This is a genomic window from Arboricoccus pini (assembly GCF_900187945.1).
GTDB lineage: Bacteria > Pseudomonadota > Alphaproteobacteria > Geminicoccales > Geminicoccaceae > Arboricoccus > Arboricoccus pini.
The window spans coordinates 225233-245247 of sequence record NZ_FYEH01000002.1; the positions used below are offsets into that span (position 1 = coordinate 225233).

The 20015-nt window shown below is 63.9% G+C and carries 16 protein-coding genes; 6 read left to right on the plus strand and 10 right to left on the minus strand.

Annotation, left to right across the window (positions count from 1 at the left end):
* Window positions 1–102 precede the first annotated feature (102 nt).
* Complete coding sequence (locus CFB17_RS03840) at window positions 103–1101, plus strand: diacylglycerol/lipid kinase family protein (protein ID WP_088560073.1); 999 nt, start codon at window positions 103–105, stop codon at window positions 1099–1101.
* On the opposite strand, the gene sthA is transcribed toward CFB17_RS03840, so the two are convergent.
* Both sthA and guaB read right to left on the minus strand, forming a co-directional pair.
* Window positions 1098–2492, minus strand: coding sequence for a Si-specific NAD(P)(+) transhydrogenase (gene sthA / locus CFB17_RS03845; protein WP_088560242.1), 1395 nt, complete (start codon window positions 2490–2492; stop codon window positions 1098–1100). The genes CFB17_RS03840 and sthA overlap by 4 nt on opposite strands.
* Window positions 2493–2601: 109 nt before the next feature.
* Window positions 2602–4071, minus strand: a complete 1470-nt coding sequence (guaB, locus tag CFB17_RS03850; RefSeq protein ID WP_088560243.1) for an IMP dehydrogenase — start codon at window positions 4069–4071, stop codon at window positions 2602–2604.
* 221 nt (window positions 4072–4292) lie between these two features.
* On the opposite strand from guaB, the gene CFB17_RS03855 reads away from it, so the two are divergent.
* Together CFB17_RS03855 and CFB17_RS03860 are read left to right on the plus strand one after the other, a co-directional pair.
* Window positions 4293–6083 carry an IlvD/Edd family dehydratase gene (locus CFB17_RS03855; protein ID WP_088560074.1) on the plus strand — a complete coding sequence of 597 codons (1791 nt, stop codon included), beginning with the start codon at window positions 4293–4295 and terminating at the stop codon, window positions 6081–6083.
* Window positions 6083–6823 carry an SDR family oxidoreductase gene (locus tag CFB17_RS03860; RefSeq protein WP_088560075.1) on the plus strand — a complete coding sequence of 247 codons (741 nt, stop codon included), beginning with the start codon at window positions 6083–6085 and terminating at the stop codon, window positions 6821–6823. Before CFB17_RS03855 ends, CFB17_RS03860 begins: the two co-directional genes overlap by 1 nt.
* 48 nt (window positions 6824–6871) lie before the next feature.
* Here CFB17_RS03860 and CFB17_RS03865 read toward each other — a convergent pair whose 3' ends face one another.
* Window positions 6872–7714 (minus strand): oxidoreductase, encoded by an 843-nt coding sequence (locus CFB17_RS03865; RefSeq protein WP_088560076.1) that lies wholly within the window; start codon window positions 7712–7714, stop codon window positions 6872–6874.
* A 209-nt stretch (window positions 7715–7923) separates the two neighbouring features.
* A complete protein-coding gene (locus CFB17_RS03870) occupies window positions 7924–9594 on the minus strand; it encodes a thiamine pyrophosphate-binding protein (RefSeq protein ID WP_322112122.1) in 1671 nt (556 codons plus the stop codon).
* Window positions 9595–9786: 192 nt separating this feature from the next.
* On the opposite strand from CFB17_RS03870, the gene CFB17_RS03875 reads away from it, so the two are divergent.
* From CFB17_RS03875 to larB, 3 genes are read left to right on the plus strand one after another with little or no spacing between them, the layout of a single operon-like run.
* Entirely contained in the window at window positions 9787–11073 is a 1287-nt protein-coding gene (locus tag CFB17_RS03875) for a nickel-dependent lactate racemase family protein (protein ID WP_088560078.1), read from the plus strand.
* 13 nt (window positions 11074–11086) lie between these two features.
* Entirely contained in the window at window positions 11087–11902 is an 816-nt protein-coding gene (locus tag CFB17_RS03880) for an adenine nucleotide alpha-hydrolase family protein (protein WP_088560244.1), read from the plus strand.
* On the plus strand, window positions 11899–12573 hold the full coding sequence (gene larB, locus CFB17_RS03885; protein ID WP_088560079.1) for a nickel pincer cofactor biosynthesis protein LarB: 675 nt from the start codon (window positions 11899–11901) through the stop codon (window positions 12571–12573). The genes CFB17_RS03880 and larB overlap by 4 nt, the downstream gene beginning before the upstream one ends.
* Before the next feature lie 340 nt (window positions 12574–12913).
* On the opposite strand, the gene CFB17_RS03890 is transcribed toward larB, so the two are convergent.
* From CFB17_RS03890 to CFB17_RS03915, 6 genes are all read right to left on the minus strand, one after another.
* The gene (locus CFB17_RS03890; protein WP_088560080.1) at window positions 12914–14155 is read right to left on the minus strand and encodes a PQQ-dependent sugar dehydrogenase; all 1242 of its coding nucleotides are present in this window, start codon (window positions 14153–14155) and stop codon (window positions 12914–12916) included.
* A 68-nt stretch (window positions 14156–14223) separates the two neighbouring features.
* Window positions 14224–15354, minus strand: coding sequence for a rod shape-determining protein RodA (gene rodA, locus CFB17_RS03895; RefSeq protein WP_243389715.1), 1131 nt, complete (start codon window positions 15352–15354; stop codon window positions 14224–14226).
* Complete coding sequence (gene mrdA, locus CFB17_RS03900; protein ID WP_165769410.1) at window positions 15351–17240, minus strand: penicillin-binding protein 2; 1890 nt, start codon at window positions 17238–17240, stop codon at window positions 15351–15353. The genes rodA and mrdA overlap by 4 nt, the downstream gene beginning before the upstream one ends.
* Window positions 17224–17751, minus strand: a complete 528-nt coding sequence (mreD, locus tag CFB17_RS03905; protein WP_088560082.1) for a rod shape-determining protein MreD — start codon at window positions 17749–17751, stop codon at window positions 17224–17226. The genes mrdA and mreD overlap by 17 nt, the downstream gene beginning before the upstream one ends.
* Before the next feature lie 5 nt (window positions 17752–17756).
* Window positions 17757–18755 carry a rod shape-determining protein MreC gene (gene mreC / locus CFB17_RS03910; protein ID WP_088560083.1) on the minus strand — a complete coding sequence of 333 codons (999 nt, stop codon included), beginning with the start codon at window positions 18753–18755 and terminating at the stop codon, window positions 17757–17759.
* A gap of 48 nt (window positions 18756–18803) precedes the next feature.
* Window positions 18804–19844 (minus strand): rod shape-determining protein, encoded by a 1041-nt coding sequence (locus tag CFB17_RS03915; RefSeq protein WP_088560084.1) that lies wholly within the window; start codon window positions 19842–19844, stop codon window positions 18804–18806.
* Window positions 19845–20015: the final 171 nt, after the last annotated feature.

Below are 20015 nucleotides of genomic sequence, written 5' to 3' on the forward strand. Positions count from 1 at the left end.
TCGCCTGCCCGGTCACCTCAAGCCGTCGCGTTTCGCGTCCGGCATGCGACTTTGCGAGGTTGTCACTTCCTGAACGCACGGCACCTTGAAGGATCGTTGCCGTTGGCATCGCCATCGGCCGACATCGAACAGGGGAGCGACGAACAGTTGATGGCCAAGGATCCTTCAAACAGGCGTCTTCGCCTGGTCATCAATGGCGAAGGTGGCGCGGCGCAGGCAAAGGGTGGCGCGGATCGACTTAAAGCGGAGCTCGAACGGCTCTCGCGAGAGGCGGCTCTCGACTGCACGGTCGTGATGACCGACGGTCCTTCGATGCCCGGGACGCTTAAGGAAGCGCTCACGGCTGCGCGAGCCGGAACGCTTGATGCGGTCGTCGTCGGCGGTGGCGATGGCACGATCGCGGCGGCTGCCGGCATCTTCGCCGACACGGGTGTGCCTCTGGGTGCGCTTCCCTTAGGCACGGTCAATCACTTCGCCAAGGATGTCGGCATGCCGACATCGCTCGATGACGCCTTGAGAGCTCTTGCAATGGCCGAGATCGCGAAGGTCGATCTGGGCGAGGTCAATGGACGGGTCTTCACCAACAACGCCGTCCTGGGAGTCCATCCCTTCATGGTGGCAGAGCGTGATAAGCGACAACGCAGCCACGGCTGGAGCAAGTGGCCGGCGATGGGCTGGGCTTTCCTCAAGCTGCTGAAACATCTGCCCAGCCGGCGGCTGACCCTTCATGTGGACGGAACAAGCCGGAACCTACGGACTCCACTAGTCTTCGTGGGCGTCAATGACTACCGGATCGAATCCATGGATCTGCGCCGTTCGGAGGGCATGGCGAACGGCAATCTTTGGCTGCTCATCGCACGCCACGACCGGCCGTCAGCATTTGTCGGCTTCGCGCTCCGCGCCCTGCTCACAGGCTTCGACTGGGAAGGTGATTTCGAGGTAGTGCGGGCGCGCGAGCTCAAGGTCGAATGCCGCAGGCACCATCTGCCCGTCACCTATAATGGCGAACTCGAACGTCTTGAGATGCCGCTGGAATTCAAGTTACGCCCGCTGGCGCTCACGATCCTGAAACCGCTGCCCGCGCCTGCTGGCGAGCGCTAACGCGTCATACGGTTCCAGGCATCCAGGGCAGCGATCTTATAAGCCTCGGCCAGGGTTGGATAGTTGAAGGTGTTCTGCACGAAATAATCGACCGTGCCCTTCAGGTTGATCACAGCTTGGCCGATATGGATGAGCTCCGTCGCCCCCTCGCCGACGATGTGCACGCCCAGGACACGGCGATCCTCGAGCGAGACGATCATTTTCATCATGCCCGAGGTCAGTCCCATGATATGGCCGCGCGACGTTTCGCGCAGTCGGGCGACCCCGCATTCATAGGCAATCCCCTGCTTGATCACGTCCTGCTCCGAGAGGCCCACCGTCGAGATTTCGGGCACAGCATAAATGCCGTAGGGGAAGTGCTCGGCGTCGGGCGTCGCGGTCGGATGGCCGAAGGCATGGAGCGCAGCGATCCGCCCCTGCTCCAGCGCCGTCGAGGCCAGGGAAGGAAAGCCGATCACGTCCCCTGCCGCGTAGATCCCCGGCACCGAGGTCTCGAAGCTGGCCCGATCGACGGTGACCCGCCCGCGCGCATCCGTATCGAGGCCTATGGCCTCGAGATTGAGCGTGTCGGTGGCGCCCACCCGGCCGGCAGTATAGAGGATCATCTCGGTCGAGATAGCCCGGCCATTGACCATGCGCACGAGGCAATGATCATCAGCCCGCTCGATGGTCTGCACCGGTACGCCCATTCGTAGTGCGACGCCGCGATCGCGCAGATCGTAGATGAAATCGTCGACGATCTCGCGGTCGACGAAATCGAGCATCGTCGTCCTGGGCTCGATCAGCGTGACCGGTACGTCGAGAGCACTGAAGATGGTCGCGTACTCGACGCCAATGACACCCGCACCAACCACAGCCAGTGAACGCGGCAGGGTGGCGATTTCGAGAATCTCGTCGCTGTCGATGATTCGCTTGCCGTCAAATGGCACATTGGTCGGCCTGTAGGGCCGCGTGCCGACCGCCAGGAGATATTTGCCAGCCGTGAGCTCGTGTCGCTCACCCGCTTCCATCTCGACTTCGATCCGCTGCGGATCGAGGAAGCGCGCCGTCGCCCGCAGGCTCTCGACCCGGTTGCGGGCAAATTGCTGCTCGAGCACCTCGACCTCGTGATTGAGCGTGATCAGCAAGCGATCACGCAGATCCCGGGCCGCGATGTCCTTCTTCACCCGATAGGATCGGCCATAAAAGCCGCGCTCGCGCCACCCGGACAGATTAAGGACGGTCTCGCGCAGCGTCTTGCTCGGGATGGTGCCGGTATGGACGGAGACGCCACCCACCCTACGACCTTTATCGACGACCAGAACCGACTTGCCGAGCTTGGCTGCCTGCACCGCCGCGCGCCTGCCCGCCGGACCGCTACCGATCACGATGAAATCGTAATGTGCCTGCACCAATAGCGGCTCCTGCGTTGATTTTGGCCTAGGCCGGCGCTCAAGCGTATGGCGTAATGAGTACGCCCCGCATGTAAGGGTTCAGTGTCTTGCGACACGCGACGATGGATTAACCGCCAGGGCTGTAATTCGGCGCCTCGCGGGTGATCGTCACGTCATGGACGTGGCTCTCGCGGATGCCTGCGGCGGTGATCCGCACGAATCTGCAGCGCCGCTGCATCTCCGGGATACGCGGATTGCCGGTATAGCCCATGGCGGCGCGTAGGCCGCCGGTCAGCTGATGTACGATGGCGGCGACGGAACCGCGATAGGGAACCATGCCCTCGATGCCCTCGGGCACGAGCTTGAGCGTGTTCGTGATCTCCTGCTGAAAATAGCGATCCGCCGAGCCGCGCGCCATGGCGCCGATCGAGCCCATGCCGCGATAGGATTTGTAGGAACGACCCTGATAGAGGAAGACCTCGCCCGGCGCCTCGTCGGTGCCGGCCAGCATCGAACCAAGCATCGCGCAATCAGCACCGGCGGCGATGGCCTTGGCAAGGTCGCCCGAGCTGCGGATGCCACCATCGGCGATGACCGGCACGTCGCGACCACGACATCTGGCGGCAACGCTCATCACCGCAGTCAATTGTGGAACACCCACGCCGGCGACGATCCGCGTCGTGCAGATCGAGCCCGGCCCGATACCGACCTTGATGGCATCGGCGCCAGCCTCAATCAGCGCCTCGGCAGCGGCGCCCGTGGCGACGTTGCCCGCGATGATCTGCGTGCCGTTGGAGAGCCTTCGGACCTCGGCCACCTGATCGATGACGCCCCGGCTGTGCCCATGCGCCGTATCAACGACAATGACGTCGACGCCGGCCTCGACAAGGGCGCGCGCCCGCTCCTGGCCGTCCTTGCCGGTGCCGGTGGCGGCTCCGACGCGAAGCCGGCCGGCCGCATCCTTGCAGGCATTGGGATTGGTCTGTGCCTTGGTGATATCCTTGACCGTAATCAGGCCGATCAGACGATAATGCGCATCGACGACCAAGAGCTTCTCGATGCGATGGCGATGAAGGAGCGACATGGCCTCCTCGCGCTCCACACCCTCGCGGACGGTAACCAGGTTATCCTTGGTCATGAGCTCGTGGACCGGCCGGTCGCTACGCGGGGCGAAGCGCACGTCGCGATTGGTAAGGATGCCGACCAGGCGGCCGCCATCCTCGACCACCGGCAGGCCGGAGATCTTGTTGCGCTCCATGAGGTCGAGGGCGGCCGAGAGCTCCGTCATCGGGCCGATGGTGAGCGGGTTGACGACCATCCCGGCCTCGAACTTCTTGACTTGGCGAACCTGCGTCGCCTGATCTTCGATCGAAAGATTTTTGTGGATGATGCCAAGGCCACCGGCCTGCGCCATGGCGATAGCCATCGCGGATTCGGTCACGGTATCCATGGCCGAGGACAAAAGCGGGATACCGAGCTCGATCTCGCGTGTCAGACGCGTGCGGATATCGACGCTGCCTGGCAGCACCTCGGAATAACCGGGTTCCAGTAGGACGTCGTCGAAGGTGAGCGCTGTCTCGATTTCGGCTGCCGACATCGGACTTTGCCGGTCGATCCTCAGCTCGTTGCTCGTGCTCGTCATGCGCACCCACCCATCCCAACTCAGATTTGGAGTGCGCTGCGATATAACCCAGGCGTCATCACAGCGCAAAAGACTTCCATGGATGGCTGCCATCCATGGAACTGTTCGACTAATGCGAACAGGTCTAAGAAGTGACCCATAAACGAGTTTAATGCGCTTCCCAGGAGGCTTTTAAAGTGTCGGACGGCAAGAAACGGCTGCGCTCGCAGGATTGGTGGCTCGATTATCACGAGCCCGATATGACCGCCCTTTATCTGGAGCGATATCTCAATTTCGGGCTGACGCGCGAGGAATTGCAGTCCGGCCGCCCAATCATCGGGATCGCCCAGACCGGATCGGACTTGGCACCTTGTAATCGTCACCATATCGACCTTGCCCACCGGGTCAGGGACGGCATTCGTGACGCTGGCGGCATTCCCTTCGAATTTCCGTGCCACCCGGTGCAGGAGACCGGCAAGCGGCCGACGGCCATGCTGGATCGTAACCTGCAATATCTGGCGCTCGTCGAGGTGCTCTATGGCTATCCCCTGGATGGCGTGGTTCTGACGACCGGCTGCGACAAGACCGTGGGTGCGCTCGTCATGGCGGCCGCCACGGTCGATCTACCAGCGATTGTCCTCTCAGGCGGGCCGATGCTGAACGGCTACCATAAAGGTGGCCTTGCCGGCTCGGGCACGATCGTCTGGCATGCAAGGCAGCTTCTGGCCAAGGAAGAGATCGACCTTGCCGAGTTCATGGACATGGTCTGTGCCTCGGCCCCGTCGGTTGGCCACTGCAATACGATGGGCACGGCGAGTTCGATGAATGCCATGGCCGAGGCGCTGGGCATGAGTCTTCCGGGCTGCTCGGCAATTCCAGCCCCCTATCGCGAGCGGCCGCAGATGGCCTATCTCACAGGCAAGCGCATCGTCGACATGGTGCGTGAGGATCTGAAGCCCTCGAAGATCCTGACCCGCAAGGCTTTCGAGAACGCGATCAGCGTCGCCGCCGCCGCCGGCGCCTCGACCAACTGCCCCCCACACGTGATTGGCATCGCCCGTCACATGGGCGTCGAGCTCGACATCAAGGACTGGGAGATGGGACGCGACATCCCGCTCCTCGTCAACATGCAGCCGGCCGGCGAGTATCTGGGCGAGGAATTCCATCGTGCGGGCGGCGTACCTGCCGTAATCAAGGAACTGATCAAGGCAGGCCGCTTCCATACCGATGCCCTGACATGCACGGGCAAGACGATGGGCGAGAACCATGAGGCGATCCCCTTCTCGGCCGACCGCAACGTCATCCGTCCCTACGAGGATCCGCTGAAACCGGAAGCCGGCTTCGTCATCATGAGCGGCAACATTTTCGATTCGGCCGTCATGAAGACCTCGGTCATCACGCCCGAGTTCAAGGCGAAATATCTCGAGCACTCGGATCATCCGGGCCTTTTCGAGGGCCGGGCGGTCGTCTTCGAAGGGCCGGAGGATTATCATAACCGCATCGACAGCGACGAGATCGACATTGACGAGGACTGCTTCCTCTTCATCCGCAATGTCGGCCCGGTCGGCTATCCGGGTGCACCCGAGGTGGTCAACATGCGGCCGCCCGCCAAGCTGATCGAGAAGGGCATCAAGGCGCTGCCGACGATCGGCGATGGCCGGCAGTCGGGGACATCGGAGAGCCCCTCGATCCTGAACGCCTCGCCGGAATCGGCCGTGGGCGGCAATCTCGCCATCATCCAGACGGGCGACAAGGTCCGCCTAGACATGGAGAAAGGCCGGCTTGACGTACTGATCGATGCCGAGGAGATCGAACGCCGCAAAGAGGCATGGCGGCGCAATCCGCCCAAGATGCCGCCTTCACAGACCCCCTGGCAGGAGATCTACCGCCGCGATGTCGGCCAACTGGCGACCGGCGCATGCCTGGAGCCGGCCGTTCTCCATCTCAAGGTGATTGAGACCCACGGTACGCCAAGGCGCAACCACTGATGAGCAAGGTTGCGATCGTCACCGGCGCATCCGCAGGGATTGGCCGGGCCGCGGCCGTCAAGCTGGCCAAGGCGGGGTGGTCGGTCGTCCTCAGCGGCCGTCGTCAGGCCGAGCTCGAGGCCACCGCCGCCGAAGCCGGCGGCACGACGCTGGTAGTGGCCGGCGACCTTGCCGACCCGGAGGCGGTGGAAACCCTCTTTGCCAGGACCAAGGCGGCTTTCGACCGCCTGGACCTGCTCTTCAACAATGCGGGCATGGGCGCCCCAGGCATCCCGCTCGAGGATCTGACGCTGGCCCAGTGGCAGGCGGTCGTGAACATCAATCTCACGGCCCCCTTCCTCTGCACCCAGGCCGCTTTCAGGATCATGAAGGACCAAGATCCTCGCGGCGGCCGGATCATCAATAACGGCTCCATCTCGGCGCATGCGCCAAGGCCGCTCTCGTCGCCCTACACGGCAACCAAGCACGCGATCACGGGGCTGACGAAATCGACGGCGCTGGATGGGCGCGCCTATGACATCGCCTGTGGCCAGATCGACATCGGCAATGCCGACACGTCCATGGGCGGCAAGATGAAGGATGGCGTGCCGCAAGCGGACGGCAGCAACCGCCCCGAGCCGGTAATGGATGTGCAGCACGTGGCCGATGCCGTCCTGCACATGGCAAGCCTGCCACTGGATGCCAACATCCTCTTCATGACGGTGATGGCTACCAAGATGCCGCTCGTCGGCCGCGGCTGATATGGTGCTCCGGGACGGGCGGCGCTGCCCGCCCGGGCCCTATTTCTCCTAGGCGGGAAAATCGGTATCCACGCCGACTTGGCGCCAGCGCTCGATCTGGTCGAGAGATGCTTTCAGTTTGCTGGTGACCGCGTCGACGCCGAAGGCACCCAGGACAAGATGAAGCGGCGTCTCCTCGCCCACAACCGCATCGATGATCGCCTGCGAGGCGCGCACCGGATCGCCGGCCTGCTTGCCGCTGATTCCAGCCGTCGCCGCCATGCGCGCGGCCGCTGTGTCCTTGTAGTCCTCTATCTTTGAGAGGGTCTGCTTCAGCGAGCGCCCGGCCCAGTCGGTCCGGAAGGGGCCGGGCTCGACGCACATGACCTTGATGCCCAATGGCGAGACTTCCTTGTCCAGGGCGTCGGAGATGGCGTTCACGGCATGCTTGCTGGCGGCGTAATAGCCAGAACCGGGAAAGCCGATGAAGCCAGCCACCGACGAGATGTTCACGACATGGCCCTGACGTCGCTCGCGCATGCCGGGCAGGACGGCCCGCGTCATGGCGGCCAGCCCAAAGACGTTGGCATCGAACATCGCCTTGATCTCATCGGCGATGCCTTCCTCGATCGAGGACTGGTAGCCATAGCCGGCATTGTTGACGAGAACGTCAAGCCGGCCGAAGCGAGCTTCGGTGGCCGTCACAGCGGCATCGACCTGATCCTGCTTCGTGACGTCCAGGGCAAGAGCGAGCGCGTTGTCCTTGCCATCGACCAGGGGCTTCAGCTTGCCGACATCGCGCGCCGTGACGACGGTCGGATAGCCTGCATCGATGAGCAGCCGGCCGAGCTCGAAGCCAAAGCCGGTCGAACAGCCGGTAATGAACCATACGGGCGGGGTTGCGTAGGCCATGAGATCTCCAGAGAACTGCGAGTCGCGTACGGGCTACTGCCGGCGACGAGGTGAGAAAGGGGTTATATCCCGATCGTCAGGTCGCCAACCCGAAATGTTCGACGAACGCCGATTAATGCTACGGCGCCAATCATCGCGCCATCCGCCTCGATCACGCCGGCTGGGCTGACGGGAAACCTTAGTGGGACGGCGGTGGTTGCGATCGAACCCTAGCGCCCGGCCTTGAGCGCCTCGGCCCGGATCTCGCTGAGGCTGGCACGCGGTGTCAGCGCATCCGGGTCGAGCTTGAGCTCGATCAGGCATGGCTGGCCGGAGGCCAATGCCGCCTCGAAAGCGGGCGCGAAATCGTCCGTTTGCGTCACCGTCCAGCCATTTGCCCCATAAGCGCGGGCAAGGGCGGCGAAGTCCGGATTGCACAGGTCGGTGCCGGATACGCGAGTTGGGAACTCACGCTCCTGATGCATGCGGATCGTGCCGTACATGCCATTATTGACGACGATGACAATGAGCGCCACCTCGTGCTGCACGGCCGTGGCCAACTCCTGCCCCGTCATCATGAAGCACCCATCGCCAGCAAAGCAGACGACCGCTCGGTCCGGATGGACGAGCTTGGCCGCCAGCGCTGCCGGCAACCCATAGCCCATCGACCCGGAAGTCGGCGCGAGCTGACTCCTAAATTGCCGATAGCTGTAGCCGCGATTGACCCAAACGCAGTAATTGCCGGCGCCGTTGGTGACGATCGCGTCAGCGGGCAGCGTCGTACGCAAGTAGCGAACGATCTCGGCCATCTGCACGTGGCCGGGCCCCGGCCTTGGATCCCGCCAGGCCAGATAGCTCGCGCGCTGAGCCGCATTCAGGGACGCCCAGGGACGGTTGGCGACGGTTAGGCGCGCCAAGCCTGCGGCGATCGCGGGCATCGTTGCATGAATGGGCAGATCGGCCTCATAGACGCGTCCCAGTTCGGCCACGTCATTGTGGATATGAACAAAGTGCTGGGCGGGACGCGGGATATCGAAGAGCGCGTAGCCTTGCGTCGTCATCTCCGAGAGACGGGTGCCGATGGCGACGACCAGGTCGGCCTCCTTAATCCGCCGCACGAGGTCGGGATTGGGACCGATCGCGATATCGCCCATGTAGAGCGGATGCTCGTTGTCGAGGAGATCCTGGCGCCTGAAGCCACAGGCGACCGGCAGGTCGTTCGCCTCGACGAAATGGCGGATGGCCTGCACCGCCTCCGGGGTCCAGCCGCCGCCGCCCAGGATGACGAAAGGACGGCGGGCGCGCGACAGATAGGCCTCGAGCCTGGCCAGATCCGCCGGGTCGGGATGGCTCTCGACACGCCGCCAGGGCCGGGCATCCACGACCTCGCTCCGTCGCAGCAGCATGTCCTCCGGCAGTGCCAGGACGACCGGGCCCGGACGCCCGCTCGTGGCCGTCATGAAGGCGCGATGCACGAATTCTGGAATACGCGCGGCTTCCTCGATCTCGGCCACCCACTTGGCCATGCCGCCAAACATCTGCCGGTAGTCGACCTCCTGGAACGCGTCCCGCTCACGCGTGGCGCTGGCGATCTGGCCGACGAAGAGGATGAGCGGCGTCGAATCCTGCTGGGCCACATGAACGCCGGACGCGGCGTTCGTCGCCCCCGGGCCACGGGTCACGAAGGCGATGCCGGGCCGGCCGGTCAGCTTGCCATAGGCCTCGGCCGCCATCGCCACCCCGCCTTCCTGGCGGCAAATGACGTAACGCAGATCTTCCTGGTCGTAGAACGCATCGAGGACGGCCAGATAGCTTTCGCCCGGGACACCGAAGCAGAGCTCGACACCATGCAGGCGCAGCTGGTCGACCAGGATCTGGCCGCCCGTTCGAGTATTGGCCAAAGCGCCCTCCCTGTCCTTGCTCAACGGCCGCATTTATGCCGGCCGGAATGCCCCGGACGGCAAGCTAGGCGCAAGGATGGCCGGCCTTCAACCCCGCCCGTCCGTCCAGCGCCAGGGATGAGCATGGGCCGACCCTGTCAAGGTTGCGCAAACGGGCTAGAATGGGCCGGCAAGGCATGAGGAACAGAGCGCATGACGACCATCGATCTCCTCTACGGCAAGGGGACTAAACGGGTAACCCCCCCGCCCCAGGCCCGTCCCTACGTCATCAAGAAGCGGCAAATGCCCATCCTAGAGGATCCGGTCCTGGCCATTCGCCAGGCGCTCGAGGCTCCCTTGGGCGCGCCGCCGCTGGAGACGCTGGCAAGGGGCCGTGCCACCGCCTGCATCCTGATCTGCGACATCACGCGGCCCGTGCCCAACGGGCTTTTTCTCCGTCCCCTAATCGAGACCCTCATGCGTGCCGGCCTGAGGCCGTCCAACATTAAGGTGCTGGTGGCAACCGGCCTGCATCGGCCGAACGAGGGCCAGGAGCTGGATGAGCTCGTGGGCGACCCCTGGGTCACCCAAACGGTCGAGGTCTTGAACCATTTCGCCGAGCGCGACGAGGACCATGTCGACCTCGGCCGGACCCCTGTCCGTGGCACCGTCGTGCGGATCGACAAGCGTTTCGTTACGGCCGACATCAAGATCGCGACCGGTCTGGTCGAGCCCCATTTCATGGCGGGCTGGTCTGGCGGACGGAAGGTCATCGCACCCGGCATCGCGCATGCCGAGACGATCACCACGTTTCACAACTCGACCTTCATGGCGCATCCGCGCGCGGCCAATTGCGTGCTCGAAGGCAATCCCCTGCACGAGGAACAGCTGGAGATCGTCAAGCTCCTGGGCGGGGCCCTGGCCCTCAACACGGTGATCGACGAGGAGCGCCGGCTGGCTTTCGTCAATTTCGGCGAGATCGTCCAGAGCCACCTGGCCGCCGTCGACTTCGTGCGCAACTACGCCGCCGTCGAGGTTCCGCGGAAATTCAAGACGGTCGTCACGAGCGCTGCCGGCTACCCCCTCGACAAGACCTATTACCAGACCGTCAAGGGCATGGTCGGCCCCATGGATATCCTCGAGCCGGGCGGCGACCTGATCATCGCCTCGGCCTGCTCGGAGGGCATCGGCTCGCGTCATTTCGCCGAGGCCCAGCGGCGCCTGGTCGAGCTCGGGGTCGATGGCTTCTGGCAGAGCATCGCCAAGAAATCGCATGCCGCGATCGACGAATGGCAGACGCAGATGCAGCTCAAGCCGATGCGCATCGGCCAGGTGCAGCTCTTCACCGACGGGCTGGCGAAGGACGATCTGGCGCTGACAGGTGTGGAGGTAGTGGACGATCTGGACGCCGCGATCGCGCGCAGCATCGAGCGCCAAGGCTCGCCGGACGTGGCTATCGTGCCTGAGGGACCCTATGTCGTGCCGGTCACGGCCGCTTGACCATGGCAACGCCATGACCCACGAGCTTGCGGATGCCCAGCTTCGTCTCGAGGCAGCATTGCGCCGGGAGGGGCCGCTGGCGATTGCTGTCAGCGGCGGCGTCGACAGCATGACGCTGGCCTATCTGGCGCACCGCGTCGACCCAAAGGCAACGCTGATGGTCCATGCCGTCTCGGCCGCTGTGCCGGGCGAGGCCACCCGTCGCGTCGAAGTCTATGCCGCCAGATGGGGCTGGACGTTGCGCCTTATCGATGCCGGCGAGTTCGCCGATCCTGACTATCTGCGCAACCCGGTCAATCGCTGCTTCTTTTGCAAGCGCAACCTCTATGGAGCGATCGCCGCCGTCGCAAGGCGGCGTATCATGGCCGGAACCAATCTGGATGATCTTGGCGATTACCGGCCGGGGCTCGAGGCCGCCAGCCAGCACGATGTGCGCCACCCCTATGTCGAGGCGGGGATCGACAAGAAAGGCGTGCGGGCGCTGGCGACGGCGCATGGGCTGGACGATCTGGCCGAATTGCCGGCGGCACCCTGTCTTGCCAGTCGGCTCGAGACAGGCATCGCCGTCACGCCATTGAGCCTGCGGCTGATCGAGGCAATCGAGACCCGCCTTAAGCGTAACCATCCTGGCCACACGCTGCGCGCGAGGCTGCGGGCAGGCGGTCTGGTCGTCGAGCTCGATCATCGCCTCGATCCGATGGCTATCGAGAATGCGCTTGGCCAGGAGATCGCCGACATGGCACGTGGCTTCGACGAAAGACGGCCCATTCGCTATGAACGCTATCGGATGGGCTCGGCATTCGTCGGCCGCAAGGACGGGGTTGCGTGAGCGCCTTCGTGCACGACGCGGATCGTCTCGCACGCCTCGGCCTGACCGAAGCCATTTTCTGCGGCAGCAAGAGCGCGGCCCAGATCGAGCATATCCTGGATAGCGTCGGCCCGACGCTGCCGCTGCTCCTTACCCGGCTGGAGCCAATAAAATTCGACGAGCTTCCGGCCCGGCTGCGCCACCAGCTCGATTATGACCGCCTCTCGCATACGGCCATTCTGGCGGGGCCGCCACCGCCCACGGGCGACGCCGCGATCGCGATCGTCTCGGGCGGAACCAGTGATGCGCCCGTCGCCCAGGAAGCGGGGCGAACCCTGGCCTTCCATGGCCATGCCTGCACGATGATCGAGGATGTGGGCGTGGCCGGACTATGGCGGCTCTTGGAGCGGCAAGCCCTTATCGGCCGCCACCGGATCATCATCGCCGTGGCCGGCATGGAGGGCGCCCTCTTTTCCGTATTGGGCGGTCTGGTGGCCCTTCCCATCATCGCCGTGCCGACATCGACCGGCTACGGCGTGACTACGGGAGGCATGACTGCCTTGCATTCGGCGCTCGGCAGCTGCGCACCGGGCCTTACGGTCGTCAATATCGACAATGGCTACGGCGCTGCCTGTGCCGCCATCAGGATCCTGAACAGCCAACGGGCGCGCAAGGGTGATGGTCAGGGCTGACCACTGGCCCGATTTCGCTACGTCCCCAGCAACCGGCCGAATTGGGCTGGCGCGCTAGCAAATAAAGGTCGCTAAAAGGCCGAAGGGCCGCTCCCTTGCGAGAGCGACCCTTCCATTGCCTGACCGCAGGTCTCTCGACCCTGTCCTAGAAGGACATAACGGACTTCCCGGCTACGTGCGTCAGGACGCGATGCCGCCGAAAGTGGAAATCCAGGTCGAGACTGTCCCCTGCGGGACCAAACAATGAGACACTGGATCACCTCCTTTCAATCTTGTTGCTGCCACGCACAAAAGGTGGCGGCTAACAGACTGTCGCACAAGCCCTAAAGCGGCTTGCTCGTTATTTTTCCGCCACGACGCGCCAGATCGTGTCGCCGGCATCGTCGGCGACCAGCAGGGAGCCGTCCGGCAGCTCGAGCAGACCGCACGGGCGGCCATGCACGCTGTTGGGATCATCCTGCTTCGTGAAGCCCGTCAGGAAAGGTTCCAGGGCTCCGCTCGGCCGGCCGCCCGAAAACGGCACGAAGGCAACCTGATAGCCCGAGAGCTCTGCCCGATTCCAGGAGCCGTGCTGGCCGATGAACATGCCGCCGCGATAGCGCTCCGGGAAGGCCTGGCCCCTATAGAAGAGCAGGCCCAGGGAGGCGGTGTGCGAGCCCACCGCGAGATCGGGACGGATGGACCGCGCCACGAGGTCCGGACGCTGTCCGGCCAGGCGTGGATCCTCGATGCTGCCGAAATAGCTATAGGGCCAGCCGTAGAAGCCACCCTCCTGAACGGTCGTCACATAGTCTGGAACCAGCTCGTCACCCAGTTCGTCGCGCTCATTGACAGCCGTCCAGGGCTGACCGCTCACCGGCTCGAAATCGAGGCCGACGGGATTGCGCAGGCCGCTCGCATAGAGCCGCTCATTTCCGCCATCGAGGTCAATCTGGAGGATGCAGGCGCGGCGATGCTCCTCCTCGATACCGTACTCGGCGACGTTGCTGGCCGAGCCCACCGTAACGAAAAGGCTCTTGCCGTCCGGGGCCGCCACGACGTTGCGCGTCCAATGATTGTTGTAGCCGCCAGCCGGCAGCTCAAGGATCTTCCGGCCCGGTCCTCTCAGCGAGGTTGCACCCTGCTGATAGTCGAAGACGACCACGCCATCCGTATTGCCGACGAAAAACTTTTCCCCGACGAGCGCCATGCCCAAAGGCTGGTTCAGGCCGCCAAGGAAAAGGCTGCGGGTCTCGTAGATGCCGTCGCCGTCAGCGTCACGGAACAGCGTGATGCGATCAGCGCTCTTGCCCAGCGAGCGAGCGCGGATCTGGCCCTCGACGCCCGGATCCTTGGGATCGTGACGAGGGAGCAACTTGGTGCGCGACTCGGCAATGAGAACGTCGCCGTTGGGCAGAAGGTGAAACCAGCGCGGATAGTCGAGGCCGGTTGCCCATTTCGTCACCTTGAAGCCCGAGGGAGCCTTGGGCGACAGGCCCTCCGGCCAGCCGGTGACGGTGGCGAAATTCACGACCGAGGGGGTGGCATAGGGGGCAGGCAGATCCGGCATGGCCGGCGCCGCGAATGACTGGGTCTCGCTCATCACGCATCCCGTTATGCTTGGGTGGCGCTACGAGTAGCGGTAAAATTTCGTCTTGTCGAAGGCGCCCCTCAAAGATGGCCGGGAAAGCGCGGTATGATCGTTTCGCGCTGCGCGTCGACTGCCAAGGTGAGCCCGAAGCCCATGAGGACGGTCAACATGGCCGTGCCGCCATAGGAGACCATGGGCAAAGGGATGCCCACGACCGGGACGAGGCCCGTCACCATCGCCACGTTGATGCTGACATAAAGGGCGAGGTTGCAGCCCATGCCCATCGCCACCAGCCGCCCGAACTGGCTTTGCGAGCGGATCGCTATGCGAAGTGTAAGGAAGAGCATCAAGAGGAAAAGCGACAGCACGACGACGCAGCCGACGAAGCCCACCTCCTCGCCCATCATCGTGAAGGCAAAGTCAGTCTGCTTTTCAGGCAGAAAATTCAGCTGTGCCTGACTGCCATTCAGATAGCCCTTGCCCCAGAACCCGCCCGAGCCCAGCGCAATCTTGGATTGGATGATGTGGTAGCCCGTGCCAAGTGGGTCTTCCTCGGGGTTGAGAAAGGTCAAGACGCGCTGGCGCTGATAATCGTGCAAGCGCGACCAAAGGATTGGCAGGGCCGCCGCCCCCGCCGCCCCCACCAGGAGGAATTGCCAGATCGGTACGCCCGCCAGGAAGAGAAGGGCCGTGCCGGCTCCAGCCAGCATCGCGGCCGTGCCGAGATCGGGCTGAAGCAGCACGAGAACGACCGGCGCGGCGATCATCAAGAGCGGTGCGATGAGAACCAAAGGACGCCTGACATCCTCGATCCGTCGGCCGTGGAACCAGCGCGCCAGTGCCATGATCAACGCCAACTTCATGAGCTCGGAAGGTTGGATCTGGATGATGCCCAGATCGATCCAGCGCTGTGCGCCTTTACTGATCTCGCCCATCACGTCAACGCCCAAGAGCAGCGCAAGGACGATGGCATAGAAGGGAAAGGCCAGATTGAAGAGCCAGCGAATATCGGTAACCGCGATCATCAGCATGATGACGACCCCGACGCCAAGGCGCATGGCGTGCCGCCAGGCCCAAGGATCGTTGCTGCCGCCCGCCGCCGAATAGAGCACGCCGTAACCGACCAGCCCCATGAGGACGATGAGGCCGATCAGCGGCCAATGCAGGCCGGAGAACCGAGCACCCAGCGATGGTAGCGGCGGCCGGATCACGCGGGCTCGTCCGTCTTGCGACCGGCGGTTGTCAAAGGCCCATTTAAATGGTCGAGCTCGATTGCCTTCATGATCAGGTCGCGTGCCACCGGGCCCGCCACCTTGGCGCCGCCCTCGCCATGCTCGACGATGACGCCGGCCGCGTATTTGGGGTCGTCGAAAGGAGCAAAGGCGACGAACAGTGCATGGTCGAGCTCTTCCCAGGGTCGATTCTTGCGCTTGTAGGCACCGCTCAGGCGCGAGGCCATGCTGATGCGCCGCACCTGGGCGGTGCCGCTCTTGCCGGCGAGGCGTATGCCCTGAAAGATGCCGTTCTGGGGAATGGCGGCTCCCCTGCCCGTGCCGTAGTTGGCGTTGACGACATCGAACATGCCCTGCAGCACAAGCTTCAAATTCTCGGGCTTGAGGCCGAGCGAGTTCGCGTTCCCGCCAGTTCCTTCGGCCACATGGGCATCCTTGCCCCTGACCAGCCAGGGATGAACCTCGCGGCCGCCATTGGCGAGACGCGCCGTCATGACGGCGAGTTGCAAGGGAGTCGTCAGCATGTAGCCCTGACCGATGCCGGTGATCAGTGTCTCGCCTCGCTGCCAGGCCTGGCCAAAGCGCTTCTTCTTCCAGGCGACCGTCGGAACAATACCACCCTGCTCGCCCGGCAAATCGATGCCCAGTGGCGCACCCAGGCCAAAGCGATGCGAGGTCTGTGCTAGCGTGTCGACACCTACGCGCCGCGCCATCTCGTAGAAGAACACGTCGCAGGAATGGGCGATCGCCTGCACTATGTTCAAGCTGCCATGGCCGCCCTTGCGCCAGCAATGGAAGGTCAGATTGCCCAATTGCATCGAGCCCGGGCAATTCACACGCGTCTGCGGCGTCACGACGCCGGCCTCCAGCGCGGCCAGTGCCGTCATCATCTTGAAGGTAGAGCCCGGCGGGTATTGTCCGCGAACACATTTATTGATCAGCGGATGGGCCGGATCGTCCCGCAAGGCCGCCCAGACATCGGGGGGCAGCGGATTGGTGAAGGTGCCGGGGTCATAGCTTGGCACTGAGGCCATGCAACGCACGGCGCCCGTCGCGATCTCGACGATGACGGCTGCCGCCGCGCGATGCTCGGAAAGCCTTTCAAAGGCGTAACGTTGTAGGTCGAGATCGATGCTGAGCGTGAGGTCGTCACCCGAATCGCCCTCGATATTATCCAGCTCACGGATCTCGCGGCCGATCGCGTTGACCTCCAGGCGCTCGATACCGGCCTTGCCGCGCAGTTCGGCGTCATAGGCGCGCTCGATGCCGGCCTTGCCGGTGCGAAAATCAGGCAGCCGAAAAAGGGGATCGGTCTCTCGCTCGATATCGTCGCGCGAGGCCGGCCCGGTATAGCCCAGGACATGGGAGAAAAGATCACCCGCCGGATAGGAGCGCAGGAGGCCCTGATCGAGGAGGACGCCGGGCAGCTCGGGCGAGTTGACGGCGATCTTGGCCACCTCGTCGAAGGTCAGGTCGTTACGAACCTCCGTCGGCAGGAAGGCGCGCTGACGCGCGGCCCTGGCAACGATCTCATCGATATGCGCTTGGTCCAGGGCAATGAACCGGGCAAGATTGGCAAGGACCGCCTTCAGATCGCGCGCCTGCTCGCGCACAACCCGGACGCGGTAGGTCGGGATGTTTTGCGCCAGCGGCCGGCCGCGCAGATCGAGAATCCGGCCGCGCGGGGGCACAATCAGGCGCTCGTTCGCCCGGTTATTCTCGGCCAGCAGGCGATATTGCTCGTTCTCCTTCACCTGCAGTTGCCAGAGGCGACCGGAGAGCATGCCGAACAGGCCGAGCTCGGCGGCACCTACCAGGCAGGCCCGGCGCGTGAAGCTGCGCGCGCGCTCAGTTTCCTGTCGCATGACGCTTCTCATCGATCTCGACATTGGCACGGCCCAAGAGCAGGGCCACGGGCGGGTAGCACAGAATGGTCAGGACGCTCGAAACGAGGACAGTGTCGATGGGAAAGACGTGCAGGGCATAGAGGCAGGCCAGAAACCAACGCAGGAATTGCACGCTGAGTGTGACGAGCGCAAGGCCGAGCCAGCCACCCAAGAAGGAGCGCGCCAGGACGATCCGCTGCGGCACCATGACCATCGCACGGATGCAGAGCAACATGAGCGCGGTCATGCCGATGGGCATCCCGGCAACGGCGTCGGCTACGAGTCCCAGTAGAAAAAGGACGATCGATCCTAGTAGATCGGGGCGATAGAGCGTCCAGAAATAGACGGCCACGATCGTCAGCGAGGGCCGCACGGCATCCGAGGCCAGGGTCGTGAGCGGCAAAAGATCGAAAAGGAGCGTGATCGCCACTGTAAGGAAAGGCAGAATGCGACGGGCCAGATGGTCGAGCGTCTGGACGACCACTTGCATGGCCGCTATTCCGCCCTGCCGCCCGTCCGCGCGGCCGGTCCGCTTTGCCCGCGCGTTGGCGCCCGCTCGACCGGCTTGGCTACACCCGCCGCCGGCGCAGAGACAGCCGCGTCACTGGCCGGCAGCGGCAGTTCCTCCGGCGTCGGTAAAGGCTGGCGCACCAGCACCGCCACATAATCGAGCCGGTCCCAGTCGACATAAGGCGTGACGACGACATGCTGGTCGCGGATCTCGCTGATCTTACCGATGCGCAGGCCCTGCGGCAGGACGCCGTCGCGCCCCGATGTCAGCACCTGATCGCCCACCTTGAAGCTGGGGTTCATCGGCAAGAAGCGAAGCTCCGGCTGGCGTCCGTTGGTGCCCTCCAGTACGGCCTCGTCGTGCGAGCGATCGATCAGGACGGGAATGCGGGAATTGAGGTCGGTCAGCATCAAGATGCGGGCACTCCTGGCGCCCACGTCGACGATACGGCCTACAAGGCCGTGATCGTCGACGACCGCCATGCCGTTTTGCACCCCGGCATCGGCACCGGCGTCGATCAGGGCTGTGTTGACGAAAGGACCGCCCGGGTCGGCGACGACGCGAGCAGTGAGCCACAAAGGGGCGCCCGGATGCGGGGGCATCTTCAGGCTGCGGCGCAGCGCGTCGTTCTCGACGGCTAGCCGCGTGGCCTCGGCCTGCCAGACGAGAAGCCGCCGGTTATCCTCGCGCAGACGCTGGTTTTCCTCGCGTAGCGCCAGAATCGACCCCATGGCATTGGCCATGTCACGCAGGGTCGAGAGTGGCTCCTTCAAGGTGGCCAACGCAGGTGCGGCGATGTCGCCGGCACGCCGGACGATGGTGTCGTAGATCTTGACGTCCGCCTTGCCGAGCACGATCAGTCCGAGCGACAGGGCCATGAGCACCACAACGCCATAGCGCACGGCCAAGGCGCGTGCCGCCAGGACCATCTTGCCCCATTCGCTCGAAAGGCTGTCGCCGCGCCTCACGGTACCGCTGCGCAAGACACTGTTTCTCCTCCATCATCGCCCTAACCTGCAACAAGGCGGCCGTTAATAGGAGGTCTGAAGCACGTGCTTAAGCGTGCTCATCTCTTCAAGGCATCGGCCTGTGCCGATTGCGACACAGTTAAGCGGGTCTTCCGCCAGGCTGACGGGCAGGCCGGTCGCATGCCTTAGGACGAAGTCGAGATTGCCTAAAAGAGCACCCCCACCGGTCAGGACGATGCCCTTGTCGACAATATCGGCGGCAAGTTCGGGGGCCGTGTGTTCGAGCGCTGTCTTCACCGCCTCGATGATCGCATTGACGGGCTCGGCGGTGGCTTCGGCAATCTGACGTTCACTGACGACGATTTCCTTGGGCACGCCGTTCATCAAGTCGCGCCCCTTGATCTCGATCACCTGACCGCTGCCATCCTCGGGAAGGCAGGCCGAGCCGACGCGCTTCTTGACGCTCTCCGCGGTGGCTTCGCCGATCAAAAGATTATGGTTACGGCGGATATAGGAGATGATGGCGTCGTCCATCTTGTTGCCGCCGACCCGGATCGACTGGGCATAGACGATCGAGCCCAACGAAAGGATCGCCACCTCCGTGGTCCCGCCGCCAATGTCGACGACCATGCTCCCCGTGGGCTCGGTGACCGGCAGCCCGGCACCGATCGCCGCCGCCATCGGCTCCTCGATGAGAAAGACCCGCCGCGCACCGGCACTTTCGGCGCTTTCCTGAATGGCGCGGCGCTCGACCGGCGTCGAGCCCGAGGGCACACAGATGATAACGCGTGGGCTGGCCATGCCACGCCTGCCGTGCACCTTGCGGATGAAGTGCTTGATCATCTCCTCCGCGATCTCGAAATCGGCGATGACACCATCGCGCAGCGGGCGGATCGCCTCGATATTGCCTGGGGTGCGCCCGATCATGAGCTTGGCCTCCTCGCCGACGGCAAGGATCTGCTTGCGACCCCGAACGGTGGCTATCGCCACGACGGAGGGCTCGTTGAGCACGATCCCCCTTCCCTTGACATAGACCAAGGTGTTGGCCGTCCCGAGATCAATGGCCAGATCCGAGGAGAAAAGGCCTAGGAGGCGAGCAAGCATGGGCAGGTAGCGGCTCCGAGACGACCAGAGGCGGTCAATGTTGGACGAATAATTCGCTTACCATTCGCATAGACGGCAAGGCCATGTACTGCCTTGCATCGCCGCCCGCAACGCCCATGCGGTACATAGTAGGCCAGATCTCGGGGCGAGCCCAGAAAACAACCTTGAGTT

Bases quoted from the DNA above. Each gene is read 5' to 3' on its own strand.
- guaB (WP_088560243.1), bottom strand. From the start codon at position 4,071: ATGTCGGCAGCCGAAATCGAGACAGCGCTCACCTTCGACGACGTCCTA.
- CFB17_RS03860 (WP_088560075.1), top strand. From the start codon at position 6,083: ATGAGCAAGGTTGCGATCGTCACCGGCGCATCCGCAGGGATTGGCCGG.
- CFB17_RS03865 (WP_088560076.1), bottom strand. From the start codon at position 7,714: ATGGCCTACGCAACCCCGCCCGTATGGTTCATTACCGGCTGTTCGACC.
- CFB17_RS03875 (WP_088560078.1), top strand. From the start codon at position 9,787: ATGACGACCATCGATCTCCTCTACGGCAAGGGGACTAAACGGGTAACC.
- CFB17_RS03880 (WP_088560244.1), top strand. From the start codon at position 11,087: ATGACCCACGAGCTTGCGGATGCCCAGCTTCGTCTCGAGGCAGCATTG.
- CFB17_RS03890 (WP_088560080.1), bottom strand. From the start codon at position 14,155: ATGAGCGAGACCCAGTCATTCGCGGCGCCGGCCATGCCGGATCTGCCT.
- mrdA (WP_165769410.1), bottom strand. From the start codon at position 17,240: ATGCGACAGGAAACTGAGCGCGCGCGCAGCTTCACGCGCCGGGCCTGC.
- mreD (WP_088560082.1), bottom strand. From the start codon at position 17,751: ATGCAAGTGGTCGTCCAGACGCTCGACCATCTGGCCCGTCGCATTCTG.
- CFB17_RS03915 (WP_088560084.1), bottom strand. From the start codon at position 19,844: ATGCTTGCTCGCCTCCTAGGCCTTTTCTCCTCGGATCTGGCCATTGAT.